Raw genomic sequence first — 26,300 nt, forward strand, 5'->3', positions numbered from 1 at the left:
CGAGATCACGTTCTTCGTGGCCCCGGCCCTCGTGCTTTTCGCTCTCTTCGTGGTCGTGCCTGTGCTGCAGGCCGGCCACTACTCGGTGTACAAGTGGAACGGCCTCGGGCCGCTCGAGAACTTCGTCGGCCTCCAGAACTACGTGCAGGCGCTCGGCGACCAGATCTTCCAGCGGGCCGTCCGCAACAACCTGACGATCGCCTTCCTGTCGATCGCCATCCAGCTGCCCATCGGCATCATGGTCGCGCTCCTGCTCAACCGCAGGTTCCGCGGTCAGACGGCGATGCGCGTCATCGTCTTCGTCCCCTACGTGCTGGCCGAGGTCGTGGCCGGTGTGGTCTGGGCGCTCATCCTGCAGCCGAACGGGCCGCTCGACGCGCTGCTCGACTCGGTGGGCCTCGGGGCGATCGGCCAGGTCTGGCTCGGTGACCCCAAGGTCGCGCTGTGGACCGTGATGGGCGTCCTGACCTGGAAGTACGCGGGTCTGGCGATCGTCCTGCTGCTCGCGGGCCTCCAGGGCGTCCCGGAGGAGCTGCACGAGGCCGCGCAGATCGACGGCGCGTCGTGGTGGCAGGTGCAGCGCAAGATCACGATCCCGCTGCTCGGTCCCACCATCCGCACGTGGATCTTCCTGTCGATGATCGGCTCGCTGCAGCTCTTCGACATGGTCTGGATCCTCACCAAGGGCGGCCCGGTCAACGCGACCGTCACGATGGCGACGTACCTCATCAACCAGGGCACGGACCGTCAGCAGTACGGCTACGCCTCGGCGGTGGCGATCCTGCTCTTCGCCATCTCGTTCATCCTGGCGATCCTCTACCAGACGTTCTTCCTGAACCGCGACGCCGGCGAGGACAAGCCGCGTCGGAAGAAGGTGGCCCGATGACCTCAACCCTCGCCCCGCCCACGCGGGCGTCACGCTCGGCACGGTCACGGACCGGGTCGCGGGTCGCGCGCCGCACGAGCCCGTGGGTCTACGTCGCCTCGGTCGCCATCGCCGCCGTGGTGCTCTCGCCCGTGCTGTACGCCGTCATCGGCGGCTTCCGGTCCAACGGGCAGCTCGCGGCCGACCCGACCGGTCTGCCGAACCCCTGGGTGTTCGCCAACTACATCGGCGTCATCACCTCCGGGAACTTCTGGACCTACGCGCTGAACTCGGTGATCATCGCCGTCATCACGACGGCGCTCGTGGTGGTCGCCGGCGTCATGGCTGCGTACCCGCTCGCGCGGTTCCGGTTCAAGGGCCGCCAGGCGCTGTTCAACGTGTTCGTGCTCGGTCTGCTGTTCCCGCTGACCGTGGCGATCATCCCGCTGTTCCTCATGGTGCGTGACCTGGGACTGACCAACACGTACTGGGGCGTGGCGCTGCCGCAGGCGGCGTTCGCGCTGCCGATGACGATCGTCATCCTGCGGCCGTTCCTCATGTCGCTGCCGAACGAGCTCGAGGAGGCGGCGATGCTCGACGGCGCGTCGCGCATCGGGTTCTTCTGGCGGATCCTGGTGCCGCTGTCCGGCCCCGGCATGGTGACGGTCGGCGTGCTGGCCTTCGTGGGCTCGTGGAACGGCTACCTGCTCCCGCTGCTGTTCCTCAACCGGCCCGAGCTCAAGACGCTGCCGCTCGGGGTGGCGGACTTCTCGACGCAGTACTCGGCCGACACGGCCGGCGTCCTGGCGTTCACGTCGCTCGCCATCATCCCGGCGCTGGTGTTCTTCCTGACGATGCAGAAGCGCATCGTCAGCGGTCTGCAGGGGGCCGTGAAGGGCTGAGCCCTTCCCCCTGACTTCCCACCCTGGTCGCTCGGGGCCCGGCCCGCACCGTGTGTGCGCCGGGCCCCGAGCGCCCCGTGCCCGCATCGTGGCGGTCGCGCACTCCCGAGGAGACAGTCCAGTGACGGAGCTCGAGTTGTCCGCAGGCCCGCGCGTGTCGGACCGGGTGCGTGACCTGCTGTCCCGCATGACGCTGGAGGAGAAGCTCGCCCAGATCGTCGGCTTCTGGGAGAAGAGCGAGGGCGAGGCGGTGGCCCCGCTCCAGGGTGAGTTCGAGGAGGAGCGCGGTCTCGACGACGTCACCCGGGACGGGCTGGGGCACCTGACCCGCGTCTACGGCACCCGCCCGGTCGACGCGGCCGAGCGGGCGCGCTGGCTGTGGGACAAGCAGCGCTGGTTCGTCACCGGTACCCGCCTGGGCATCCCCGCCCTCGTGCACGAGGAGTGCCTCACCGGCCTGTCGGCCTGGGGTGCGGCCACCTTCCCGACGCCCCTGGCCTGGGGCGCGTCGTTCGACCCGGACCTCGTGACCCGCATGGGCGAGCTCATCGGCGGCTCGATGCGGACCCTGGGCATCCACCAGGGCCTCGCGCCGGTCCTCGACGTGATCCGCGACCCGCGCTGGGGGCGGGTCGACGAGTGCATCGCCGAGGACCCGTACCTGGTCGGCACGCTGGGCACGTCGTACGTGCGGGGCCTGCAGTCGACGGGGGTGCACGCCACCCTCAAGCACTTCGTCGGGTACTCCGCGTCGCGGTCGGGGCGCAACTTCGCACCCGTGCACGCCGGGGCGCGCGAGCTCGCGGACGTGCTGCTGGTGCCCTTCGAGATGGCGGTGCGCGACGGCGGCGTGCGGTCGGTCATGTCGTCGTACAACGAGATCGACGGCGTCCCGGTCGCTGCGGACCCGTCCCTGCTCACCGGGCTGCTGCGGGACCGCTGGGGCTTCGACGGGACCGTCGTGGCCGACTACTTCGGTGTGGCGTTCCTGCAGCTGCTGCACCACACGGCCCGTGACCTGGGCGATGCGGCCGCGCAGGCCCTCACCGCCGGCGTGGACATCGAGCTGCCCACGGGCGACGCCTACCTCGGCCCGCTGGCCGCGGCCGTCCGGGCCGGCACGGTGGACGAGGCGCTCGTCGACCGGGCCGTGCTGCGCGCGCTCGCGCAGAAGGAGGAGCTCGGCCTGCTCGACGCGACCTTCGAGGACGCGCCCCCCACGGACGTGGACCTCGACTCGCCCGCGCACCGCGAGGTCGCGGCGCTGTTGGCCGAGCGCTCGCTCGTGCTGCTCAGCAACGACGGCACGCTGCCCCTGGCGCCCGAGGCGCGCGTGGCGGTCATCGGGCCGAACGCCGACCGTGTCGCCGCGCTGTTCGGCTGCTACTCGTTCCTCAACCACGTCCTCGCGCACCACCCCGGCACCCCGGTCGGCATCGAGACGCCGACGGTGCTCGAGGCGCTGCAGCGCGAGCACGGCGGTGAGGTCACGTTCACGCAGGGCTGTGCGGTGGACGACGACGACCGCTCGGGCCTCGACGCGGCGGCGGCTGCCGCGAGCGCCGCGGACGTGGCGGTGCTGGTCGTGGGCGACCACGCGGCCCTGTTCGGCCGCGGCACCGTGGGGGAGGGCTGCGACCGCGACGACCTCGAGCTGCCCGGCGTGCAGCGGGCGCTCGTGGAGGCCGTCCTGGCCACGGGCACGCCGGTGGTCCTCGTCATGCTCACGGGTCGGCCGTACGCGGTGGACTGGGCGCTGGCACGCTGCGCCGCGGCGGTCCAGGCGTTCTTCCCCGGTGAGGAGGGCGGCCCGGCGGTCGCCGGCGTCCTGACCGGGCGTGTCAACCCGTCCGGCAGGCTGCCGATCAGCATGCCGCGCTCGGCGGGCGCCCAGCCCTACAGCTACCTGCACCCGGCGCTGGGCGGCGACGGCGACGTCACCAACCTCAGCACCGTGCCGGCGCTGCCGTTCGGCCACGGGCTGTCGTACACGTCGTTCACGCGCACGAACCTGCGGGTCGCGGGTGGCGCCTCCACGAGCAGCGGCCTCACGGTCACCGTCACGGTCACCAACACCGGTGGGCGGGCGGGCGCCGACGTCGTGCAGGTGTACGGCCGGGACGTGGTCGCCAGCGTGACCCGGCCGGTCGCGCAGCTGCTCGGCTACCACCGCATCGAGCTGGCCGCCGGGCAGAGCGCGGAGGTCGAGCTCGCGGTGCCCGCCGCGCGGCTCGCGTTCACCGACCGCTCGGGCCGGCGCGTCGTGGAGCCCGGCGAGCTGCAGGTGTGGGTCGGTCCGTCGTGCGCGCAGCGGGAGGTCGAGACGACCGTCGAGCTGACGGGCGGGACGTACGCGGTGACGCCCGACGACCCGCGCTGGAGCGGCGTCACCGTCCTCTGAGGCGCCGGCCGGCAGCCCGCCGGACCTGCACGGACGGATCATCCAGCGGACGCGCGGCACGTCCGCGCGTCCGCCCGACGTACCGTGGTGCACGGCCACCGTGAGGTGGCCGTGACCCCGCCGAAGGAGACCCTCGCGATGAGCCGTCCGCTGCGCTCTCGTACCTCGACCCACGGTCGCAACATGGCCGGTGCCCGCGCCCTGTGGCGCGCGACGGGCATGGGCTCGGAGGACTTCGGCAAGCCGATCATCGCGATCGCGAACTCGTACACGCAGTTCGTCCCCGGGCACGTCCACCTCAAGGACATGGGCGACCTGGTCGCCTCGGCCATCCGCGAGGCGGGCGGCGTCTCCAAGGAGTTCAACACGATCGCCGTCGACGACGGCATCGCGATGGGCCACGGCGGCATGCTGTACTCGCTGCCCAGCCGCGACCTCATCGCCGACTCGGTCGAGTACATGGTCAACGCGCACTGCGCCGACGCCCTGGTCTGCATCTCCAACTGCGACAAGATCACGCCCGGCATGCTCAACGCCGCGCTGCGGCTGAACATCCCCGTGGTGTTCGTGTCCGGCGGGCCGATGGAGGCCGGCAAGGCGGTCGTCGCGGACGGCGTCGCCCGCACGCCGCTCAACCTCGTCAACGCGATCAACTACTCGGCCGACGACAACGTCTCGGACGCCGCGCTGGCCAGCGTGGAGGAGAACGCCTGCCCCACGTGCGGCTCGTGCTCCGGCATGTTCACGGCCAACTCGATGAACTGCCTCACCGAGGCGCTGGGCCTGTCGCTGCCGGGCAACGGCTCGACGCTGGCCACGCACACCGCGCGCCGTGAGCTGTTCCTCGAGGCGGGCCGCACGATCGTCGACCTCGCGCGCCGGTACTACGAGGACGCGGACGACACCGCAGCCCCGCGCTCGATCGCGACCAAGGCGGCGTTCACCAACGCGATGACGCTCGACGTGGCCATGGGCGGCTCGACCAACACGGTGCTGCACATCCTCGCCGCCGCGCAGGAGGCCGAGGTCGAGTTCACGCTGGACGAGATCGACGCCATCAGCCGGCGCGTGCCGTGCCTGTCGAAGGTCGCGCCCAACCACCCGGACTTCCACATGGAGGACGTCCACCGCGCCGGCGGCATCCCGGCGCTGCTGGGCGAGCTCGACCGCGGCGGGCTGCTCGACCACGACGTGACGAGCGTCCACACGCCCACGCTGCGCGCGTGGCTCGACGACTGGGACGTCCGCGGCGGCAAGGCCACCCAGCGGGCGAAGGACCTGTTCCTCGCGGCCCCCGGCGGCGTGCGGACCACGCAGGCGTTCTCGACGTCGAACGTGTGGGAGTCCCTCGACACCGACGCCGCGAACGGCTGCATCCGCGACGTCGCGCACGCCTACACGGTCGAGGGTGGCCTGGCGGTGCTCCGCGGCAACCTCGCCGAGGACGGCGCGATCCTCAAGACCGCCGGCATCGACCCCGATGTCTTCCACTTCGTCGGCCGGGCGCTGGTCTGCGAGTCGCAGGACGAGGCCGTCGACAAGATCCTGCGCAAGGAGGTCCAGCCGGGTCATGTCGTCGTCGTCCGCTACGAGGGCCCGGCGGGCGGTCCCGGCATGCAGGAGATGCTCTACCCGACGTCCTTCATCAAGGGCCGCGGCCTGGGCAAGGTGTGCGCGCTCATCACCGACGGCCGGTTCTCCGGCGGGTCGTCCGGCATCTCCGTGGGCCACATCAGCCCCGAGGCGGCCGCCGGCGGCACGATCGGCCTCATCGAGGACGGCGACGAGATCGAGATCGACGTCGAGACCCGGCTCATCCGCGTGAACGTCCCCGACGAGGTGCTCGCCGAGCGCCGCGCCAAGATGGAGGCGCGCGAGAACCCGTGGCAGCCCGTCGACCGGGACCGCTACGTCTCCCCGGCGCTGCAGGCATACGCCGCGATGGCGACGAGCGCCGACCGCGGGGCCGTGCGCGACGTCAGCCGGCTGCGGCGCCGCTGAGGCGTGCGCGCCGGCACGGCGCCCGTCACGGCCGGCGCCGGGCCTCGACCCGGGCGTCGACGAGACGGCCGAGTGCCGTGTAGTCGCTTCTCAGGTCGGCGTACGCCCCGGTCGCGTGCGTCGCGAGGAACAGCGCCTGTGCGTAGCGGATGATGCCCGCCCGGAAGCGGGTGTCGCCCGCGTCGAGGTGCGCAGCCACGTCCGGGTGCTCCTCCAGCGCCGCGTCCAGCAGCGCGGTGAGACGGTCGGGGTCCGGCACGTCCTGCAGGCGCTGGACGGCGGCCTCCGCGGCCTGCCCGAACGTCCAGTACTGGCTCCAGGGCGAGATCGCCTTGACGACCCGGGCGGGGGCGGGCGGCGACGGCCAGAGCTGCACGACGTACGCCTCGGCCGGCGGCTCGTCCCACCGTCCCTGGTGGAACTGCTCGCTGCCCGCCTGCCCGTCGCGGACGGCGTAGCGCGCACGCAGGTCGACGTCGGCCAGCACGGGCCCCTGGACCGCGCCCTCGCCCGCCCAGCCGGTGACCCGCACGGGCCCGCCGCCGCGCAGGGAGAGCTCGACGACCGCGTCCCACGCGGGGTCGACCACGGGCGGTCGGGCGTGCACCTCGAGCCGGAACGGCAGCTGCCCGTGCTGGCGGGGGACGAGGAGCGTCGCGCAGTCCTCGTCGGTCGTGGACGCGAGGCCGGTCTCGGCGTCCAGGTCGAGTGAGCCCGGAGGGTCGACGTGGAGCTCGACCTGCGAGAAGTCGGCGCTCACCAGGCCCTCGGCGACCTGGATGGGCCCGGTGCCGGGCGCCACCCGGACCGCGGGCGGGCGTCCGCCCGGGTCGTCGTTCGGCGGCATGCTCAGCACTCCTCCTGGGATCGTTCGTCGAGCACCCAGTGGCCCGGGCCCGGACGCAGGACCACGCGCCCGCAGCTGCTGCCCTCGGCGTAGACGACGTCGAGCACGGCGTGCTCGGGCGTCTGCTCGACCAGCTCGACGGTGGCCTCGGACGACTGGCCGACGGCCGCGTACAGGCCGGCGGTCATCTCGATGAGGCCCTCGCAGTCGGTGATCCCGGGGAACCCGGTGGCCGTGACCTCGTCGACCATGCGCTGGGCGAGCTCGGGCGTCATGTAGGCGCACGCCGTCGCGGCCGCCGGTTCGCGGCTCGCGGCGAGCCACGCGCGGAACGAGTCCTCCGGCCCCGACCCCACGGTGGTCGGCGGTGCCGGCGCGGCGACGGGCGGTGCGGCGCTCGCGCTCGCGCTCGGAGCGGGGGTGGGGGCGGACGGCGCCGTGCCGTCGGTGCCGGCTTCGGTACCGGCGCACGCGGTGAGGCCGACGGCCAGGACGAGCGCGACGGCGGCCGAGGACAGTCGGCGGCGACGGGCCGGGTGGGGGTGCAGGATCACGCCGGGCATCGTTCCACCGGCTGCGGGAGCCCGGGTACCCCCCACGCCGACGCCGATCGGGTGACGCCGTGGCAGCGGGCGCACACCGTGCCGCGGAACTAGGGTCACGCCATGACGAGCACCCACGGCGCGCCGGGTCCGGACATCGACATCAAGCCCCGCTCGCGGCAGGTCACCGACGGGCTGGAGGCGACCGCCGCGCGCGGCATGCTGCGGGCGGTCGGCATGGGTGACGACGACTGGGTCAAGCCGCAGATCGGCGTCGCGAGCTCGTGGAACGAGATCACGCCGTGCAACCTCTCGCTGGACCGGCTGGCGAAGGCGGTCAAGAGCGGGGTGCACGCCGCGGGCGGGTACCCGCTGGAGTTCGGGACCATCTCGGTGTCCGACGGCATCTCGATGGGCCACGAGGGCATGCACTACTCGCTGGTGAGCCGCGACATCATCGCCGACAGCGTCGAGACCGTGATGATGGCCGAGCGCCTCGACGGGTCGGTCCTGCTCGCAGGGTGCGACAAGTCGCTGCCGGGCATGCTCATGGCCGCCGCGCGCCTCGACCTCGCGAGCGTCTTCCTCTATGCCGGCTCGATCATGCCGGGCTGGGTGAAGCTGTCCGACGGCACCGAGAAGGACGTGACGATCATCGACGCGTTCGAGGCCGTCGGCGCGTGCGCCCGGGGGCTCATGAGCCGGGAGGACGTCGACCGCATCGAGCGCGCGATCTGCCCCGGTGAGGGCGCGTGCGGCGGGATGTACACCGCCAACACGATGGCGTCGGTCGCCGAGGCCATCGGGATGTCGGTCCCGGGGTCGGCCGCGCCGCCGTCGGCGGACCGCCGCCGCGACCAGTTCGCGCACCGCTCGGGGGAGGCGGTGGTCGAGCTGCTGCGGCGTGGCATCACGGCGCGGGACATCATGACGAAGGAGGCGTTCGAGAACGCCATCGCGGTGGTCATGGCCTTCGGCGGCTCGACCAACGCGGTGCTGCACCTGCTGGCGATCGCGCACGAGGCCGAGGTCGACCTCACGCTCGACGACTTCTCCCGCGTCGCGTCGCGCGTGCCGCACCTGGGCGACCTCAAGCCCTTCGGCCGGTACGTCATGAACGACGTCGACCGGGTCGGCGGCGTCCCCGTGATCATGAAGGCCCTGCTCGACGCCGGCCTGCTGCACGGCGACTGCCTCACGGTCACCGGCCGCACGGTCGCCGAGAACCTCGCCGAGATCGCCCCGCCGGACCCCGACGGCAAGATCCTGCGCGCGCTCGACGACCCGATCCACCGCACGGGCGGCATCACGATCCTGTCCGGCTCGCTCGCACCGGAGGGTGCGGTCGTGAAGTCCGCCGGCTTCGACTCCGACGTCTTCGAGGGCACCGCGCGCGTCTTCGAGCGGGAGCGCGCGGCCCTGGACGCGCTCGAGGACGGCACGATCCAGGCGGGTGACGTCGTCGTCATCCGCTACGAGGGGCCGAAGGGCGGGCCCGGGATGCGCGAGATGCTCGCGATCACCGGCGCCATCAAGGGCGCAGGGCTGGGCAAGGACGTGCTGCTCGTGACCGACGGGCGGTTCTCCGGCGGCACGACGGGGCTGTGCGTGGGGCACATCGCGCCCGAGGCCGTCGACGCCGGCCCGATCGCGCTCGTGCGCGACGGGGACCGCGTCCGCCTCGACGTCGCGCGCGCGACGCTCGACCTGCTGGTCGACGACGGGGAGCTCGCGGCCCGTCGCACGGGCTGGGACCCGCTCCCGCCGCGCTACACGCGCGGGGTGCTGGGGAAGTACCAGAAGCTGGTGGGCTCGGCGTCGCGCGGGGCCGTGCTGGGCTGAACCGGCGACCGTGAGCCCGACCTGCGCACAGCCGACCTCGACGGCCGGCACGACGTGGCCCCAGCAGCTCGTCGGAGCGGCGTCCAGGGGAGCCGTGCTCGGCCGACCGGCCACGCGACTGCGCGCCCGGGTCGCGCCGCTCGCGTTGCGGACCCGCCCGTGCGGGTGTTGCGTGTGGTCAACGGGACGCGACGACGGGTTCCCGAACCCGTCCGCGTCCGGTGCAGGTCCAGGTGCGCCGGGTCCTCGGCGCACCTGACGCCGACCGCAGGGGGCAGCCATGACCCGACGTGCGCGCGGCGGCGCGTGCCTCATCGCGTGCGCCGTGCTCGTCCCGCTCGTCGCGTGCTCGTCACCCGCGTCGGGCGGCGGGCGCGTCCAGCTGGACTTCTTCCAGTTCAAGTCCGAGGCGGTCGCGACGTTCGACGCGATCATCGCCGACTTCGAGGCGGAGCACCCCGACATCGACGTCGTGCAGAACAACGTGCCCGACGCCGAGACCGCGTTCCGCACCCGCCTGGTCCGCGAGGACGTCCCGGACGTCATCACGCTCAACGTCAACGGCGTGTTCGGCGAGTTCGCGGACGCCGGGGTGCTGTACGACTGGGCCGACGACCCCCTGCTGGAGGAGATCTCACCCGCCGTCGTGCGGATCGTGCAGGACCTGGGCCAGTCCTCGCCGGGTGCCGTGAACGCGCTGCCGTTCGCCAACAACTCCTCGGGCTTCGTCTACAACGCCGACCTCCTGGCGGCGCAGGGCGTCGAGGTCCCCACGACGTGGGCGGAGCTGCTGACCGCGATGGACGCCTTCGAGCAGGCGGGCACGACGCCCGTGTACGCGACGCTCAAGGACGGCTGGACCGCCCTGCCGGCGTTCAACCAGCTGGTCGCCAACACCGTCCCCGCCGACTTCTGGGAGCGGCTGGACGCGGGGGAGACGACGTTCGCGGAGGAGTGGCGCCCGGCCGCCGACCAGCTGGCGGAGCTGTTCGCGTTCGCCCAGCCCGACCGTTTCAGCCGCGACTACAACGCGGGCAACCAGGAGTTCGCCGCGGGCGGCGTCCCGTTCTACCTGCAGGGGTCGTTCGCGATCCCCGCGATCGTGTCGTTCGAGCCCGCCTTCGAGATCGGGTTCGGGAACCTGCCGACCACCGACGACGCCGCGACGCAGCTGCTGGTGTCGGGGGTGGACGTCGGCGTGACGATGGGTGCGCAGCCGCGTCACCCGGAGCAGTCGCGGCTGTTCGTCGAGTACCTCCTGCAGCCCGACGTCATGCGCCAGTACTCGCAGGACCAGTCGGCCATCACCCCGCTCGTCGACGCGACGACCGGTGACCCGACGCTCGAGCCCGTCCTGCCGTTCTTCGACGACGACCGGGTGACCGGCTACGTCGACCACCGCATCCCCGCGAGCATCCCGCTCGCGGCGATGCTCCAGCAGTACCTCATCGACGGGGACGCCGACGCGCTCCTCACCCAGCTCGACGAGGAGTGGGACCAGGTCGCCGCACGGCGCTCCTGACCCGGGACGAAGGAGTCCGCCATGGCCACCGCCGCCGCGCCGACCCCGGCGCACGTCGCCCCACCGCCTGAGCCGCCCGACGCACCCCGCCTGCGTCCGCCGTCGCGCGTGCCGCGCGCGTTCTGGTGGATGGTCCTGCCGGCCGTCGCGATCTTCTTCGTGTTCCACACGCTGCCGGTGCTGCAGGGGATCTTCTTCAGCTTCACCGACTACGCCGGGTACGGCACCTGGCAGTTCGTGGGGCTGCGCAACTACCTCAACCTGTTCGGCAACGACCGGATCGCGCACTCCTACCTGTTCACGTTCCAGTTCGCGATCGTCGCGACGGTCCTGACCAACGCGCTCGCCCTGACGATCGCGATGGGCCTCAACGCCCGCATCCGGCTGCAGACGACGCTGCGCGGCCTGTACTTCATCCCGAACGTGCTGGCCGTGCTGGTCGTCGGGTACGTCTTCAACTACCTGTTCTCCAACTCCCTGCCCGTGCTCGGGCAGGCGCTGGGCGTCGAGTGGCTGTCGACGTCGATCCTGGCGAACGAGGACCTCGCGTGGCTCGGCATCGTCGTCCTGGCGGTCTGGCAGGCGTGCGCGTTCAACATCATCCTGTACCTCGCCGGCCTGCAGACGATCCCGGGCGAGCTGTACGAGGCGGCGTCGCTCGACGGCGCGTCGACCTGGCGCAGGTTCCGGTCGATCACGTTCCCCCTGATCAGCGCGTTCTTCACGATCAACATGGTGCTGTCGCTGAAGAACTTCCTGCAGGTCTTCGACCACGTCATCGCACTGACCAACGGCGGGCCGGGCACGGCGACGGAGTCGATCTCCCTGGTGATCTACCGCGGCGGCTTCCAGGGCGGGGAGTACGCGTACCAGACGGCCAACGCCGTGGTGTACCTCGTCGTCATCATCGTGCTGTCGCTCGCGCAGCTGCGGTTCCTGCAGTCGAGGGAGGCGGAGTCCTGATGTCCGACACCGTGCTGCGGGGCAAGGTGACCGGGACGACGTCGCGCAGCGGGCGCCGCCTGCGCCGCCGCGACCTGGCGGAGGGGAAGGTCAGCTGGCCGCTGACGATCCTGCTCGTGCTCGGGTCGCTCACCGTCCTGGTCCCGTTGTACTTCACGGTCGTCACGGCGCTGAAGACACCGGCGCAGCTCGGCGGTGCCGGGTTCGGCGTCCCGGAGAGCTGGACGTGGTCGAACTTCGCGGACGCGTGGCGCCTGACCAACTTCCCGCAGGCGGCGGGCAACAGCCTGATGCTCACCGTCGGCGCGCTCGTCCTGACTCTGCTGACCAACTCGCTCGTGTCCTACGCGATCGCGCGGCAGATGGCTCACCACAAGGTCTTCAAGGGCCTGTACTTCTACTTCGTGTCGGCGCTGTTCGTGCCGTTCCCGATCATCATGCTGCCCGTGGTGAAGCTGACCGCGCAGCTCGGCCTGGACAACCAGATCGGCCTGGTCCTGCTGTACACGGTGTACGGGCTGGCGTTCAACATCTTCGTGTTCGTCGCCTACATCAAGTCCATCCCCCTCGAGCTCGAGGAGGCGGCGCGCATCGACGGGGCGTCGACGTGGGCCGTGTTCTGGCGGATCGTGTTCCCGCTGCTGGCGCCGATGAACGCGACGGTCGCGATCCTCACGGTCATCTGGGTGTGGAACGACTTCATGCTGCCCCTGGTGATCCTCAGCCAGCGCGACGACCTGACCCTGCCGCTGACGCAGTACGTCTTCCAGAGCCAGTTCAACACCAACTACACGGTCGCGTTCGCCTCCTACCTCATGCAGATGGCGCCGCTGCTGCTGGTCTACGTCGTGGCCCAGCGCTGGGTGATCTCGGGCGTCACCCGCGGCGCGATCAAGTGACGCGTCCGGCGACCTGCACCGCGGACCGGCGACGCGCGCGACGTGCGACCCATGGCTGGTCGTGCGACGGTCGAAGGCCCCGGACGAGGAGCAGCGCTCATGACCTTCACCGTCGACGACGCCCCCTGGTGGACCGGCGCCGTGGTCTACCAGATCTACCCGCGGTCCTTCCAGGACTCGGACGGCGACGGCATCGGCGACCTGCGCGGCGTGCTGCAGCGGGTGGACCACCTGGCCGACCTGGGTGTCGACGTCGTGTGGTTCTCGCCGCTCTACCGCAGCCCGCAGGACGACAACGGGTACGACATCAGCGACTACCAGGACGTCGACCCGCTGTTCGGGACCCTCGAGGACCTCGACGCGGTCGTCGAGGCGCTGCACGACCGCGGCATCAAGGTCGTCATGGACCTGGTCGTCAACCACACGAGCGACGAGCACCCGTGGTTCGTCGAGTCGCGCTCGTCCACCGACAACCCGAAGCGCGACTGGTACTGGTGGCGCCCGGCCCGCCCCGGCATGCAGCCGGGAACCCCTGGCGCCGAGCCGACCAACTGGGCGTCGTTCTTCTCGGGCCCCACCTGGGAGTACGACGAGGCGACCGGCGAGTACTACCTGCACCTGTTCAGCCGCAAGCAGCCGGACCTCAACTGGGAGAACCCGGAGGTCCGCCAGGCGGTCTACGCGATGATGCGCTGGTGGCTGGACCGCGGGGTCGACGGCTTCCGCATGGACGTCATCAACCTCATCTCCAAGGCCGTCGGCCCGGACGGGTCGCTGGCCGACGGGCCGGCCACGACCGGGGCGCTGGGTGACGGGTCGGGGCAGTACATGCACGGCCCGCGCCTGCACGAGTACCTGCAGGAGATGCACCACGAGGTCTTCGACGGCCGTCGCGCGGGCCTGCTGCTGGTGGGGGAGACGCCCGGCGCGACCGTCGAGGACGGTGCGCTGTTCACCGACCCCTCCCGCCGCGAGCTCGACATGGTGTTCACCTTCGAGCACGTCGGCCTCGACCACGGGCCCGGCGGCAAGTTCGACCCGCGGCCGCTCGACCTGCGCGACCTCAAGGCGGTGCTGGGGCGCTGGCAGGCGGGGCTCGCCGACGTCGGCTGGAACGCGCTGTACTGGGACAACCACGACCAGCCGCGGATCGTTTCCCGGTTCGGCGACGACGGCGAGTACCGCCGCGAGTCGGCGACGATGCTGGCCACGGTGCTGCACCTGCACCGCGGCACGCCGTACGTCTACCAGGGCGAGGAGCTCGGGATGACGAACGCGCACCTCAGGTCGTTCGACGCCTACCGGGACATCGAGTCGCTGCGGTACGTGCAGGAGACCCGGGCGCTGGGGCACACGAGCGACGACCGGCTGCTGGCCGGGCTGGCGGCGATGAGCCGCGACAACGCGCGCACACCGGTGCAGTGGGACGCGTCGCCGCAGGCCGGCTTCACGACCGGGGAGCCGTGGCTGCCGGTGAACCCCAACCACCGCAGCGTCAACGCCGAGGCCGAGCGGGCCGACCCGCGCTCGGTGTTCCACCACTACCGCCGGCTCATCGCGCTGCGGCACGACGACGCGACGGTCCGGCTCGGCGACTTCACGATGCTGCTGCCGGAGCACCCCCACGTCTACGCGTTCACGCGCGAGCTCGACGGGGACGCCCTGCTGGTCCTCGGGAACTTCTCGGGGGACGAGCAGCGGGTGGACGTCGACGCGACGTGGGACGGTGCCGAGGTGGTGATCGGGAACGTCGACGACCCGGCGGTGCCGCACGGCGGTCTCGTGCGGCTGGCGCCGTGGGAGGGCGTCGTGCTGCGGCGGGTCGCGGGTGCCGCCACGGGTGGCTGAGGCGGTCCGTCCACGGCCCAGGACGCCCTGGTGCGCACGGCACGTCTCGGGCACGCTGTCCCGATGGCCAAGGTCCACGAGCGGATCACCGAGCGCATGCGTGCGTGGCTCCTCGCGCAGCACGTGTTCTTCGTCGCGACCGCGCCGAGCGGCCCCGACGGGCACGTCAACGTGTCGCCCAAGGGCGTCGGCGGCACGTTCGCGGTGCTCGACGACCGTACGGTCGCGTACGTCGACCTCACCGCCTCGGGGTCGGAGACCATCGCGCACCTGCGGCAGAACGGCCGCATCACGCTGATGTTCTGTGCGTTCGAGGGACCGCCGGACATCGTGCGGCTGCACGGACGGGGCCGGTTCGTCACGCTGTACGACGAGGGCTTCGACGAGCTGTTGACGCGCTTCGAGGGCGGCCTGGACGAGTCCCGGGGCGTGCGCGCGGTCGTCGTCGTGGACGTCGACCGCGTCTCCGACTCGTGCGGGTACGGCGTGCCGTTCATGGACTACCGGGGCGAGCGCGACCTGCTGCCGCAGCACATGGCCCGCAAGGGCACCGACGGGCGCGCGGCGTACCGGCGGATGAAGAACCGCACGAGCATCGACGGCCTGCCGGGGTTCGACATGGACCCGGACCCGGACCCGGTCGTCTGACCGCCGGTCAGCGAGCCAGGCGCTCGACGACGGCTCCGAACACCCCTGGCAGGCGGCGCGCGGTGGGGACGAGCGCGCCCCGCAGCGGGGACGACGCCCACGCGACCAGCCCCGACGTGAGCACCCGGTAGTCCCGCGTGGCGGCCCACCAGGCGCGCTCGTACGCGGCCGGGTCGTCGAGCGTCGCGACGGCCGCCCGCGCCTGCGCGAAGCCCACGCGCAGCCCTTCGCCGGTGAGCGCGTCGACGTACCCCGACGCGTCGCCGACGAGCCGCACGGGTCCCGCGGTGCGGCGCGTGCTGCGCCGACGCAGGGGGCCGGCGCCCCGGACGGGCCCGGCCGGTGCGCCCTCGAGCCGCGCCGCGAGCTCGGGCAGCGACGCCAGCACGTCCGCCGGGTCGACGCCGCGTGGGCCGAGCAGTGCCACACCGACGAGGTCGGGGGCCACGGGGGTGACGTACGCCTCCGCGAGGGGCGCCCAGTGCACCTCGACGAGATCGCTCCACGGCGCCACCGCGTAGTGGCGACGCAGCCCGTACCGGCGGCGCCCGGGCCGCGCGTCGTCGGTCGCCTCCAGGCCCAGCCGCCGGCGCACGGTCGAGTGCAGCCCGTCGCACGCGAGCAGGTACCGGGCCGAGACACCGCCCGCGACGACACCGCCCGGGGTCGTGCGCACGTCGTCGGCCCGTGCCACGACGGTGACCGCTCCGAGGTCGGCGGCGCGTGCCCGCAGGGCGTCGTGCAGGGTCGTGCGCCGCACCCCGCGTCCCGTCCCGTGCCGGAAGCGGTGGTCCACGTGCCCCGCCGGGGAGCGGTAGCTGATGCCGACGATCGCGTGCCCCTGCGGGTCGACGTCCCATCCCTGCAGCAGGCTGAGCGCCCCGGGCATGAGGCCCTCGCCGCAGGCCTTGTCGACGGACCCCGTGCGCGGCTCCAGCACGACGACATCGAGTCCGCGCAGCCGCGCCTCGATCGCCGCGGCCAGGCCCACGGGCCCCCCGCCCACGACGAGGACGTCGGTGTCGGGCACGCGGTCAGGCGGTCGCGGTCTGCAGCGCGCGCTCCTCCGCCGGGATGCGGAAGCGCAGCAGGAGGACGGCGTTGAGCACCGTGAACACCAGGGCCGTGACCCACGCGGTGTGGACGAGCGGCAGCGCGATGCCCTCGACGACGACGGCCACGTAGTTCGGGTGCCGGAACCAGCGGTACGGGCCGCGGTTCACCAGGGACAGGCCCGGGACCACAATGACGCGGGTGTTCCAGCGCGGCCCCAGCGTCGCGATGCACCACCAGCGCAGCGCCTGGCTCGCGACGACGAGCGCGAGGGCCGGCCAGCCGAGCCACGGCAGGAACGGCCGGTCGGCGACGAGCACCTCGACCACGCACGCGACGAGCAGCGCCGTGTGCAGGGCGACCATCGCCGGGAAGTGGCCCAGGCCGCTCTCGACACCACCGCGCGCGAACGACCACGCGGCGTTGCGCCTGGAGACCACGAGCTCGAGGAGACGTTCCACGGCCGTCAGGCCGACGACCACGAAGTAGAGGGTGAGCACGGCGTCAGCCTTCCGTCGGGGACCAGCGCAGCAGGACCGACTCGAGCCCGACCCCGGGGCCGAACGCGAGGACCACACCCGGGGAGTCGGGCGGCGGGTCGGTGCGCAGGGTCCGGTCGAGGACGTCGAGCACCGAGGCCGACGACAGGTTGCCGACCGCGGCCAAGGACTCCCGGCTCGCACCGAGCGCGTCCGGGGGCAGGTCGAGCGCGCCCTCGACCGCGTCGAGGATGCGCGGGCCGCCGGCGTGGACCACCCAGCGCGTCACGTCCTGCGGATCGAGCCCGTGCCCGGCCAGGAGCGACTTGACGTCGCCGGCCACCTCGGACCGGACGACGTCCGGCAGCTCGGCGGACAGGACGATCCGGAAGCCGGACGCGCCGATCCGCCAGCCCAGGTCCCCCGACGTGCCCGGGTACAGCCGGCTGCGGGTGGCCTCGATCCGGGGGCCGTGGGAGGCCAGACCCGCCAGGTGCGCCGAGCCGACGAGGACGGCCGCCGCGGCGCCGTCCCCGAACAGGCCGCTGGCGACGAGCGCGGCGGGGTCGGAGTCGGCGTGCTGCAGCGTGAGCGAGCAGAGCTCCAGGCAGACCAGCAGCGCCGTGTCGTGCGGGTGGCCGACGAGGTAGTCGTGCACCCGTGCCAGGCCCGCCGCGCCGCCGGCACACCCCAGCCCGAACGACGGAAGGCGCTTGACGTCGTCGCGCATGCCCAGCCGCCCGACCAGCGCGGCGTCGACGGACGGGGCGCCGATGCCCGTCACGGACGTCAGCAGGACGAAGTCGACGTCGGCGGCGTGCACGCCCGCGCGGGCGAGGGCCTCGCGCACCGCCCGCTCCGCCAGGTCGGTGCCGACCCGGAGGTAGAGGTCGTTGGCCTGGCCGAAGTCGCGGATGTCCGCGTACTCCTCCGGCGCCAGCGCCAGGTGCCGCGTCGCCACGCCGCTCGCCGCGTGCACGCGGCGCAGCAGTCGGGCGGCGCCCGCGTCCGAACCCGTGACCAGGGGGGCGACGACCTCGCTGATCGTCGCCTGGTCGTGGCCCGGGCCCGGCAGGGCGGAGGCGACGGCCAGGACACGCGACATGCCCGGAATCGTCCCACGCACTGCGCCGGACGGCGCGGTGAGGCTACCGTCGCACCCGTGGCCGACACCTCGACCGAGCCCGGCCACGCGTCGGGCCCGCCGCACGCGGGACGCCGTCTCGTCGCTCTGCTCCTCGCGTCGCACCTCGGCCCCACGGTCGTCGTCACGTCCCTGTGCACGGCGCTCGCGGTCGCCGTCGGGGCGCCTGCCGGCACGGTGCTGCTGGTGCTGGGCACTGTCCTGGCGGGGCAGCTGTCGATCGGCTGGTCGAACGACTGGCTCGACGCCGCGCGGGACCTCGCCGTGGGGCGCACGGACAAGCCGGTGGTGTCCGGCGGTGTGACCGCGGCGGGCCTGCGGACCGCCGCGCTCGTCGCCGTCGCGGCGAGCGTCGTGCTGTCGGTGCCCACGGGTGCCGCGCCCGTCGTCGCGCACCTCGTCGTCGTCGCGATGGGCTGGGCGTACAACCTGGGGCTGAAGTCGAGCGCCGTGTCGTGGCTGCCCTACGCGGTGGCCTTCGGCGCCCTGCCCACCTTCGTCGTGCTCGCGCTGCCCGGCGACGCGCGGCCGGCGGTCTGGCTGGTGGCGGTCGGAGCGCTGCTGGGGGTCGGTGCGCACCTGGCCAACGTCCTGCCGGACCTGGACGACGACGCCGCCACCGGTGTGCGGGGGCTGCCGCACCGGATGGGGCGCCGGGCGACCGCCGTCCTCGCGCCGGCGACGCTCGCGGTGGCCGTCGGCGTGGCGGTCGTCGACCCGCCCGGGCCGCCCCGCGGCGCGACCGTCGTCGTGGGCGTGCTCGCGGTGGCGGTGGCGTGCGCGGCGGGCGTGACCGCCGTGGTGCGGCCGCGCAGCCGCGCGCCGTTCCCGCTCGTCATGCTCGTCGCCGCGCTGTGCGTGGGCGCGCTCGTCACCACCGGGCTCGAGGGGGCCGTGGGCCACCCCTGATCGGGTGGCGTCGCCGCGCGGTCGGGGGACGGGGCCGTCGGCCGCGCCCGGTCCGCGTGTAGCGTGACCGCCGCGATCCCGGCGAAAGGTGCGTGCGTGAGGCGGAGTGTCGTACAGGGCGCGGGCCTGGGTGCCCTGCTGCTGCTCGTCGGGTGCACGGGCGGCACCCCGGCGGACGTGGGGGCCCCCGTCGTCGAGTTCACGGCGCCCCACAGCCACGGGTACGACGGCGAGGTGCGCGTCGCCGTGCACCCGCTGCACGTCGACGGCGACGCGATGGAGCTGCGGCTGACGCTGACGCCGCTGGGCGGGGACGAGGCGCGCGACCACGGGCCGATCCGCGTCGATCAGCTCGTCGACCGCACCCCCGTCCTGAGCGACGTCCGCACGCTCACGACGTACGAGGTGCTGGGGGCTTCGTCCGGGCCGCGACACACCGCGGTCCTGCAGGCGGAGACGGTCGTGGGCGAGCCGGTCGTCTACCAGGCGTGGTTCGCCGCGCCCGGCGACCAGGTGCAGACCCTGGACCTCGTCGTCGACCCGTCCTGGGGGTCGGTCGCGCGCGTGCCGGTGGTGCGACCGTGAGGCGCCGGCACCTGGTCGCGGCCCCGCTGTGCCTGCTGCTGGTCGCGGCAGCGCCGACACCGCCGGGGCCCATCAGCCTCGGCGACCTGCCCGCCGTCACGGCGAAGGTGCGCGAGAAGTCCGTGCGGGTCGGTGACCCGGAGAGGTTCCGCTTCTCCGTGGACGACTACAGCGGTCCCTACCTGCGCGTCACCCCTCTGGCGACGCGGGCGGAGGAGGACGGGGAGACGGTCCTGTCGCTCGCGACCGACCTCCTGTTCGCGGGCGACGACGCGTCGCTCTCCGACGCCGCGCGGGCGGAGATCGGCCGCCTGGTGTCCGACGTGCCCGACGGCGGCGAGGTCGCCGTCGAGGGGCACACCGACTCCGTCGGCACGCCGGAGCGCAACCAGGCGCTGTCGGAGAGCCGTGCCGCGGCCGTCGCCGACGCCGTGCGCACCGCGCGCCCCGACCTCGCACTGACGGTCGTCGGGTACGGCGAGGCGCGCCCCGAGGTCGAGGAGGGCGGCGACGACGCCCCCGAGCAGCGCGCGACCAACCGGCGCGTCGAGCTGCGGTACCGGTCGGTCGCCGGCGCCACGTCGACGCCCACGCCCGAGCCCGTGCACGCGGCGCCGCCGCGACCCGCGACGTCGCCCCACGTCCTGCCGCTGCCGACGGACGCCGTCACGAGCGACGAGGTCCGCTTCCCGGCCGTCACGGTCGCAGGTGCCGAGGTCGTCGTCGGCGTCGAGGAGCTGGTCGTGCGTGGTGCCGTCACGCAGCTGTCGCTCATCGTCCGGCTCGAGGGCGCCGAACGCCACGTCGAGGACATGCCTGACCTGCACGAGGCCCTCGACGAGGGCTCGCGGAGCCGCGGCGTCGCGTGGGACCCCGTCCTGGTCGACCGCGAGGGGCTGCTGCGGTACGGCGAGGTCCGCGTCCGGCGGCTCGCGGACCAGTGGGCGGGGGAGGGGCAGCAGGTCGGGACGCGGTTGTCCGCCCCGCGGCGGTTCACGATCACCTACCCGCGGCTGGTGGGCGATCCCTCCGAGGTGGACGTGCTGCTGGGCGACGGGCTGCCCGTCATCACCGGGGTCGACGTGGAGGTGGAGCGATGAGCCGCGGGGGCGGGATCGTGGGTCTCGTCGCCGCGCTGGTGCTCGTCGCCGGGTGCACCGGCGCCGAGCGCGCCGAGCCGGCCGCGCCGGTGGCGTTCGACGGGGAGGTCGTCACCGCGGACGACGGCGGCGGGGTCGCCGAGCTCACGGTGCCGGGGTCGGGCCGCTACCCGGGTCGCACGCGGATCGCCGTGCAGGCGCTCGTCGTCGACGGACCGGTGATGGAGCTGCGTGTCGCGTTCACGCCGCTCGGCGGCGCGGGCGCCGACCCGGACGAGCGGGTCCCGCTGGACGCCATGCTCGACCGCGAGCCGCTGGTCGGCGACGTCACGTCGCTGGTGCAGCACGAGGTGCTGGACGACTGGCACACGGACGTGGTGCGGGCCGAGACCGTGGAGGGCCGGCCCGTGCTGTACCAGGCGTGGTTCGCCGCGCCCGAGGTGCGCGTCGAGTCGCTCGACGTCGTCATGGCGCCCGAGGGTCCGACGTTCCGGGACGTGCCCGTCACCTACCGCTGACGGGGCTCAGTCCTGGACGTCGACGACGACCCGGACGGGGTCCTGCAGGACCGTGACGCGGAACGGCCGCAGCCCGTCGTCGACGCCGACGAACGACTGGGTCATGCCCTCGAAGGTCAGCGGGCGCACGACCTGCTCGATGTCGCCGTCGTCGGGGCGCACGTCGCCGGCGTGCTCCTGCGGGCCGCCGTCGACCGGGTAGGTGGTCCCGATCAGCCAGACCTGCAGGACCGCGTCCCCGTCGACCTGGCGGACCTCGCCGCTCGGGTCCTCGACGGCCTGGTCGACCCAGCCGACGCGGTAGCCGGGCGTGCCCTCGCCGCCCGTGAGCTCGTACACGACGCGGTCGTACCCGGGGTGCTCGCCGACGCGGACCTGCGTCACGACGTAGCCGGCGGCGTCTCCGTCCTGGGTCAGCTCCGTGCCGGGGGGCGCGAAGGCCGCCTCGGCGGGCACGGCGGGCTGGGCGGTCGGCGACGGCGCGGTGGTCGGCGCGGTGGTCGACGTGGGTGCCGGTGCGGTGCCGGCGCTCGGCGTGACCGTCACGGACGGCGGCGCCGCGGAGGGCGCGGGCTCGACGTCGCGGGCGCACGCGGTCAGCGTCACGAGCGTCGCGACGGCGGTGGCGACGACCAGGCGGCGGGCCGGTGCGGCCATGATTGCTCCTCGTCGTGGTGGGCCGTGGGTTGTCCTCACCGTAGGACGGGGCCGTGCGGCAACGCCCAGGAGCAGGTCAGGACACGCCGACGGCCGTCGTGCGTCCATGAAGCGGACACGTGAACCAGCATGTGAGACGGACGGAGAGGGATGTGACACGAGCGGGCGGCGGGCGTATGGTCGCCCGTGTGCAGACGATCCTCGTAGTACTTCCTGAGCGCGCCGGCTGACGCCACCCGCACAGGTCGCTCGTCGCGCGCGCTCGCCCCTCGTCCATCCCGGTGCCCGGGTCGAGGGGCTTTTTCGTGCCCGGCGTCCGCCCGGCGCGGTACCCGCACCGGACGACCCCACCCGCACTCGACCCGCAGGAGACGATGATGGTCCAGGGTCCGCACCCCGCACCCCCGCGCACAGCCGTGCGCCCCGTGCGCCCCGCCACGGAGGCCGTGCCCCGCGCCGCCGAGCCGGCGGCCGCCGCACCCCGGCAGGTCGGGCCCGAGCAGGTCACGGGGGCGCAGTCGATCGTCCGCTCGTTGGAGGAGGCGGGGGCCGAGGTCGTCTTCGGCATCCCCGGCGGCGCGATCCTGCCGACGTACGACCCGCTCATGGACTCCCGCCGCGTCCGGCACATCCTCGTGCGTCACGAGCAGGGCGGCGGGCACGCCGCGGCCGGCTACGCCTACGCGAGCGGCAAGGTCGGCGTGACCATGGCGACTTCGGGCCCGGGCGCGACCAACCTGGTCACCGCCATCGCGGACGCCAACATGGACTCCGTGCCGATGGTGGCGATCACCGGTCAGGTCGGTGCCTCGATGATCGGCACGGACGCGTTCCAGGAGGCCGACATCGTCGGCATCACGCTGCCGATCACCAAGCACAACTACCTCGTCACCGACCCCGACGACATCCCGCGCACGATCGCCGAGGCGTTCCACATCGCCTCGACCGGTCGCCCGGGCCCCGTGCTGGTCGACATCGCCAAGTCCGCGATGCAGGCGACGACGACCTTCTCGTGGCCGCAGGACATCTCGCTGCCCGGGTACCACCCGGTCACCAAGCCGCACGTCAAGCAGATCCGCGAGGCGGCCCGGCTGCTCGCGACCTCGCGCCGGCCCGTGCTCTACGTGGGCGGCGGCGTCGTCCGTGCGGGTGCGTCCGACCTGCTGCGTCGCCTGACCGACCTGTCGGGCGCCCCCGTCGTCACCACGCTCATGGCGCGCGGTGCGCTGCCCGACTCCCACCCGCAGCACCTGGGCATGCCCGGGATGCACGGCACCGTCGCGGCGGTCGCGGCGCTGCAGAAGGCCGACCTCGTGGTGGCCCTCGGTGCCCGCTTCGACGACCGGGTGACCGGCCTGCTGTCGTCGTTCGCGCCGAACGCCACGGTCGTCCACGCCGACATCGACCCGGCCGAGATCGGCAAGAACAAGCGCGCCGACGTCCCGATCGTCGGTGACCTGCGCGAGGTGATCGCCGACCTGCTGCCCGAGCTCGAGCGCGAGCAGGCCCAGCACGGGCGCCCCGACCTCGAGGCGTGGTGGCAGCAGCTGGACGCGTGGCGGGAGACCTTCCCCCTCGGGTTCGACGAGCCGTCCGACGGCCACCTGGCACCGCAGCACGTCATCTCGCGGATCGGCGAGATCTCGGGCCCCGAGTCGATCTTCGTCGCGGGCGTCGGGCAGCACCAGATGTGGGCGGCGCAGTTCATCAAGTACGAGCGCCCCGGCGCCTGGGTGAACTCCGGCGGTCTCGGCACGATGGGGTTCGCGGTGCCGGCCGCCATGGGCGCCAAGGTGGGCGACCCGTCGCGCACCGTGTGGGCGATCGACGGCGACGGCTGCTTCCAGATGACCAACCAGGAGCTGGCCACCTGCACGATCAACGAGATCCCGATCAAGGTCGCGGTGATCAACAACAGCTCGCTGGGCATGGTCCGCCAGTGGCAGACGCTGTTCTACGAGTCGCGCTACTCCAACACCGACCTGCACACGGGCCACGGCACGGTGCGCGTCCCGGACTTCGTCAAGCTCGCGGACGCCTACGGCGCCGTGGGCCTGCGGTGCGAGACGAAGGCGGACGTGGACGCGACCATCAAGCGCGCGATGGAGATCGACGACCGGCCCGTGGTCGTGGACTTCACGGTGTCGCGCGACGCGATGGTGTGGCCGATGGTGGCCGCCGGCGTCAGCAACGACGCCATCCAGTACGCGCGGGGCATCAGCCCCGCGTGGGACCGCGAGGACTGAGGAAGGAAGAAGAGCGATGACCCGCCACACCCTGTCCGTCCTCGTCGAGAACAAGCCCGGCGTGCTCACGCGCGTCGCAGGGCTGTTCGCCCGGCGGTCGTTCAACATCCACTCGCTCGCCGTGGGCCCCACCGAGCACACGGAGATCAGCCGCATCACGGTCGTCGTCGACGTCGACGCCCTCCCGCTGGAGCAGGTGACCAAGCAGCTGAACAAGCTCGTCAACGTCATCAAGATCGTCGAGCTCGAGGACGCCGCGTCCGTCCAGCGCGAGCTGCTGCTCGTCAAGGTCAAGGCCGACGTCACCCAGCGCACCGGCGTGCTCGAGGTCGTCCAGCTGTTCCGTGCGCACGTCGTCGACGTCGTGCCGGACTCGGTCGTGATCGAGGCGACCGGCAGCCCCGGCAAGCTCGACGCGCTGCTCGCCGCCCTGGAGCCGTTCGGCATCCGTGAGATCGTGCAGTCCGGCACCGTGGCCATCGGCCGCGGCTCCCGCTCGATCACCGACCGCGCGCTCGAGCGCGTGAGCCGCTCGGCCTGACGCCCCCCCGCTCGCACCACCCGCACGCTTCACCCCCCACACCGAGGAGAGTCCACCGTGGCTGAGCTGTTCTACGACGACGACGCCGACCTGTCGATCATCCAGTCCAAGAAGGTCGCCGTCATCGGCTACGGCAGCCAGGGGCACGCGCACGCCCTCAACCTGCGCGACTCCGGCGTCGACGTCACGGTGGGCCTGCGCGAGGGCTCGGCGTCGCGGGCGAAGGCCGAGAACGAGGGCCTGAAGGTCGCGTCGGTCGCCGAGGCCGTCGCCGGTGCCGACGTCGTCGTCATCCTGGCGCCGGACCAGGTCCAGCGCATCGTGTACCGCGACGAGATCGAGCCGAACCTCAAGGACGGCGCCGCGCTCGTCTTCGGCCACGGCTTCAACATCCGCTTCGGCTACATCAAGCCGTCCGCGGCTCACGACGTCCTGATGGTCGCCCCCAAGGGGCCGGGCCACCTGGTCCGCCGCGAGTACGTCGACGGGCGCGGCGTGCCGGTCATCGTCGCCGTCGAGCAGGACGCGTCCGGCTCGGCGTGGGACCTCGCGCTGTCGTACGCCAAGGCGATCGGCGGCCTGCGCGCCGCCGGCATCAAGACGACGTTCACCGAGGAGACCGAGACCGACCTGTTCGGTGAGCAGGCGGTCCTGTGCGGTGGCGTGTCGCAGCTCATCCAGTACGGCTTCGAGACGCTCACCGAGGCGGGCTACCAGCCCGAGGTCGCGTACTTCGAGGTGCTGCACGAGCTCAAGCTCATCGTCGACCTCATCTGGGAGGGCGGCATCACCAAGCAGCGCTGGTCGGTCTCCGACACGGCCGAGTACGGCGACTACGTCTCCGGTCCGCGGGTCATCACGCCCGAGGTGAAGGAGAACATGAAGGCCGTCCTCGCGGACATCCAGAACGGTGCCTTCGCCGAGCGCTTCATCGCGGACCAGGACGCCGGCGCCCCGGAGTTCCAGGCGCTGCGCGAGAAGGGCCAGAACCACCCGATCGAGCCGGTCGGCCGCGAGCTGCGCAAGCTGTTCGCGTGGGTCAAGCCCTCGGACTCCGACTACCAGGAGGGCTCGGCCGCGCGCTGACACCCCTCACGACCGCAGCGAGAGGTCGGTCCGGCCCTGTGCCGGACCGACCTCTCGCGCGTCTGGGTGCGGTGGGGCGGGACATGGGGGAGGATCGCCGCGCGGGTGCGGTGAGCGACGCCCGACGACGAGAGGCGGACGATGACCGAGCAGCAGCCCACGGCGCGTGCCGAGGCCGGCACGCAGGACACGCGGATCACGGACTTCTGGGACGCGGCGCGCGGTCACCTCGGCTGGGGCAGGCTCGACTCGGTCATGGGGGAGTCGGTGGACGGCGCCGTCGCACCGCCCGCGTGGTCGTTCGGCGACGACGCCCGCCTCGCGGACGAGCTGCTCGCGCAGGTGCTCGACGGCCGCAAGACCGCCACGTCGACCGCGCTGGCCGAGATGACCGCGTCCGGCGAGCCGCTGCCGCGCGTCGGCGACGTGTCGATCGTGCTGGACTCCGCGGGTGACCCGCGTGCGCTGCTGCGGACGACGGAGGTCGCGGTGGTGCCCTTCGACCAGGTGGACGCCGAGCACGCGGCAGCCGAGGGCGAGGACGACCTGTCGCTGGAGTCGTGGCGGCGGGAGCACGAGGTCTACTGGCGCCGTGTGCTGGGCGATGCGGGGTTCTCCCCGACGATGGACGTGGTGATCGAGCGGTTCGAGCTCGTCTACCCTCGGACCGGACCCACGCCGCCGGTCGACTGATCGCCACGT

General features: G+C 72.9%; 24 protein-coding genes. 18 read left to right on the forward strand and 6 right to left on the reverse strand.

From position 1 onward, the window contains the following. Positions 1 to 49: 49 nt before the first annotated feature. From KG103_RS05910 to ilvD (KG103_RS05925), 4 genes are all read left to right on the forward strand, one after another. A complete protein-coding gene (locus tag KG103_RS05910) occupies positions 50 to 886 on the forward strand; it encodes a carbohydrate ABC transporter permease (RefSeq protein ID WP_307859604.1) in 837 nt (278 codons plus the stop codon). Then, positions 883 to 1,767 carry a carbohydrate ABC transporter permease gene (locus tag KG103_RS05915; RefSeq protein WP_207340846.1) on the forward strand — a complete coding sequence of 295 codons (885 nt, stop codon included), beginning with the start codon at positions 883 to 885 and terminating at the stop codon, positions 1,765 to 1,767. Before KG103_RS05910 ends, KG103_RS05915 begins: the two co-directional genes overlap by 4 nt. A 121-nt stretch (positions 1,768 to 1,888) precedes the next feature. Continuing rightward, positions 1,889 to 4,168, forward strand: coding sequence for a beta-xylosidase/alpha-l-arabinosidase (locus KG103_RS05920; protein ID WP_249670819.1), 2,280 nt, complete (start codon positions 1,889 to 1,891; stop codon positions 4,166 to 4,168). Between the two features lie 138 nt (positions 4,169 to 4,306). Then, positions 4,307 to 6,169 (forward strand): dihydroxy-acid dehydratase, encoded by a 1,863-nt coding sequence (ilvD, locus tag KG103_RS05925; protein ID WP_207340845.1) that lies wholly within the window; start codon positions 4,307 to 4,309, stop codon positions 6,167 to 6,169. 25 nt (positions 6,170 to 6,194) lie between these two features. Here the strand turns inward: ilvD (KG103_RS05925) and KG103_RS05930 are convergent, their stop codons facing one another. Then, the gene (locus tag KG103_RS05930; RefSeq protein WP_207340844.1) at positions 6,195 to 7,016 is read right to left on the reverse strand and encodes a hypothetical protein; all 822 of its coding nucleotides are present in this window, start codon (positions 7,014 to 7,016) and stop codon (positions 6,195 to 6,197) included. A gap of 2 nt (positions 7,017 to 7,018) precedes the next feature. Beyond that, a complete protein-coding gene (locus KG103_RS05935; protein WP_207340843.1) occupies positions 7,019 to 7,570 on the reverse strand; it encodes a hypothetical protein in 552 nt (183 codons plus the stop codon). Positions 7,571 to 7,681: 111 nt separating this feature from the next. On the opposite strand from KG103_RS05935, the gene ilvD (KG103_RS05940) reads away from it, so the two are divergent. The 6 genes from ilvD (KG103_RS05940) to KG103_RS05965 all read left to right on the forward strand — a co-directional run bounded on the left by ilvD (KG103_RS05940) (position 7,682) and on the right by KG103_RS05965 (position 15,280). Further along, positions 7,682 to 9,400, forward strand: a complete 1,719-nt coding sequence (ilvD, locus tag KG103_RS05940) for a dihydroxy-acid dehydratase (protein ID WP_207340842.1) — start codon at positions 7,682 to 7,684, stop codon at positions 9,398 to 9,400. Between the two features lie 280 nt (positions 9,401 to 9,680). Further along, positions 9,681 to 10,922: an ABC transporter substrate-binding protein gene (locus KG103_RS05945; protein ID WP_207340841.1), complete on the forward strand. Its 1,242-nt coding sequence runs from the start codon at positions 9,681 to 9,683 to the stop codon at positions 10,920 to 10,922. A gap of 21 nt (positions 10,923 to 10,943) precedes the next feature. Continuing rightward, positions 10,944 to 11,885 carry a carbohydrate ABC transporter permease gene (locus tag KG103_RS05950; RefSeq protein WP_243656419.1) on the forward strand — a complete coding sequence of 314 codons (942 nt, stop codon included), beginning with the start codon at positions 10,944 to 10,946 and terminating at the stop codon, positions 11,883 to 11,885. Continuing rightward, on the forward strand, positions 11,885 to 12,784 hold the full coding sequence (locus KG103_RS05955; RefSeq protein ID WP_207340840.1) for a carbohydrate ABC transporter permease: 900 nt from the start codon (positions 11,885 to 11,887) through the stop codon (positions 12,782 to 12,784). The genes KG103_RS05950 and KG103_RS05955 overlap by 1 nt, the downstream gene beginning before the upstream one ends. A gap of 99 nt (positions 12,785 to 12,883) precedes the next feature. Continuing rightward, a complete protein-coding gene (locus tag KG103_RS05960; protein ID WP_207340839.1) occupies positions 12,884 to 14,632 on the forward strand; it encodes a glycoside hydrolase family 13 protein in 1,749 nt (582 codons plus the stop codon). 63 nt (positions 14,633 to 14,695) lie between these two features. Next, positions 14,696 to 15,280, forward strand: coding sequence for a pyridoxamine 5'-phosphate oxidase family protein (locus tag KG103_RS05965; RefSeq protein WP_207340838.1), 585 nt, complete (start codon positions 14,696 to 14,698; stop codon positions 15,278 to 15,280). 7 nt (positions 15,281 to 15,287) lie between these two features. On the opposite strand, the gene KG103_RS05970 is transcribed toward KG103_RS05965, so the two are convergent. Genes KG103_RS05970 through KG103_RS05980 form a run of 3 tightly spaced genes read right to left on the reverse strand, consistent with a single transcriptional unit; the run spans position 15,288 to position 17,917 of the window. Further along, positions 15,288 to 16,310 carry an NAD(P)/FAD-dependent oxidoreductase gene (locus KG103_RS05970; protein ID WP_207340837.1) on the reverse strand — a complete coding sequence of 341 codons (1,023 nt, stop codon included), beginning with the start codon at positions 16,308 to 16,310 and terminating at the stop codon, positions 15,288 to 15,290. Positions 16,311 to 16,314: 4 nt separating this feature from the next. Then, complete coding sequence (locus KG103_RS05975) at positions 16,315 to 16,833, reverse strand: isoprenylcysteine carboxyl methyltransferase family protein (protein WP_207340836.1); 519 nt, start codon at positions 16,831 to 16,833, stop codon at positions 16,315 to 16,317. 4 nt (positions 16,834 to 16,837) lie between these two features. Next, the gene (locus KG103_RS05980) at positions 16,838 to 17,917 is read right to left on the reverse strand and encodes a type III polyketide synthase (RefSeq protein ID WP_207340835.1); all 1,080 of its coding nucleotides are present in this window, start codon (positions 17,915 to 17,917) and stop codon (positions 16,838 to 16,840) included. A gap of 57 nt (positions 17,918 to 17,974) precedes the next feature. Here KG103_RS05980 and KG103_RS05985 point away from each other — a divergent pair, with 57 nt between their 5' ends. The 4 genes from KG103_RS05985 (at position 17,975) to KG103_RS05995 (ending at position 21,068) form a co-directional block, all read left to right on the forward strand. Continuing rightward, on the forward strand, positions 17,975 to 18,865 hold the full coding sequence (locus KG103_RS05985; protein WP_207340834.1) for a UbiA family prenyltransferase: 891 nt from the start codon (positions 17,975 to 17,977) through the stop codon (positions 18,863 to 18,865). A 96-nt stretch (positions 18,866 to 18,961) separates the two neighbouring features. After that, positions 18,962 to 19,450, forward strand: coding sequence for a hypothetical protein (locus KG103_RS18795; RefSeq protein ID WP_207800605.1), 489 nt, complete (start codon positions 18,962 to 18,964; stop codon positions 19,448 to 19,450). Further along, positions 19,447 to 20,550: an OmpA family protein gene (locus KG103_RS18800; RefSeq protein ID WP_307860933.1), complete on the forward strand. Its 1,104-nt coding sequence runs from the start codon at positions 19,447 to 19,449 to the stop codon at positions 20,548 to 20,550. Before KG103_RS18795 ends, KG103_RS18800 begins: the two co-directional genes overlap by 4 nt. Further along, the gene (locus KG103_RS05995) at positions 20,547 to 21,068 is read left to right on the forward strand and encodes a hypothetical protein (RefSeq protein ID WP_207340832.1); all 522 of its coding nucleotides are present in this window, start codon (positions 20,547 to 20,549) and stop codon (positions 21,066 to 21,068) included. Before KG103_RS18800 ends, KG103_RS05995 begins: the two co-directional genes overlap by 4 nt. 6 nt (positions 21,069 to 21,074) lie before the next feature. On the opposite strand, the gene KG103_RS06000 is transcribed toward KG103_RS05995, so the two are convergent. Continuing rightward, the gene (locus KG103_RS06000; protein ID WP_207340831.1) at positions 21,075 to 21,725 is read right to left on the reverse strand and encodes an AMIN-like domain-containing (lipo)protein; all 651 of its coding nucleotides are present in this window, start codon (positions 21,723 to 21,725) and stop codon (positions 21,075 to 21,077) included. 377 nt (positions 21,726 to 22,102) lie between these two features. On the opposite strand from KG103_RS06000, the gene KG103_RS06005 reads away from it, so the two are divergent. The 4 genes from KG103_RS06005 to KG103_RS06020 all read left to right on the forward strand — a co-directional run bounded on the left by KG103_RS06005 (position 22,103) and on the right by KG103_RS06020 (position 26,291). After that, positions 22,103 to 23,971 (forward strand): acetolactate synthase large subunit, encoded by a 1,869-nt coding sequence (locus tag KG103_RS06005; RefSeq protein WP_207340880.1) that lies wholly within the window; start codon positions 22,103 to 22,105, stop codon positions 23,969 to 23,971. Positions 23,972 to 23,987: 16 nt separating this feature from the next. Further along, on the forward strand, positions 23,988 to 24,512 hold the full coding sequence (ilvN, locus tag KG103_RS06010; protein WP_207340830.1) for an acetolactate synthase small subunit: 525 nt from the start codon (positions 23,988 to 23,990) through the stop codon (positions 24,510 to 24,512). A gap of 57 nt (positions 24,513 to 24,569) precedes the next feature. After that, positions 24,570 to 25,598: a ketol-acid reductoisomerase gene (gene ilvC, locus KG103_RS06015; RefSeq protein WP_207340829.1), complete on the forward strand. Its 1,029-nt coding sequence runs from the start codon at positions 24,570 to 24,572 to the stop codon at positions 25,596 to 25,598. 141 nt (positions 25,599 to 25,739) lie between these two features. After that, positions 25,740 to 26,291 (forward strand): ASCH domain-containing protein, encoded by a 552-nt coding sequence (locus KG103_RS06020; protein ID WP_207340768.1) that lies wholly within the window; start codon positions 25,740 to 25,742, stop codon positions 26,289 to 26,291. Positions 26,292 to 26,300 lie beyond the last annotated feature (9 nt).

Origin of the sequence: Cellulomonas wangleii (assembly GCF_018388445.1) — a bacterium.
Lineage (GTDB): Bacteria > Actinomycetota > Actinomycetes > Actinomycetales > Cellulomonadaceae > Cellulomonas > Cellulomonas wangleii.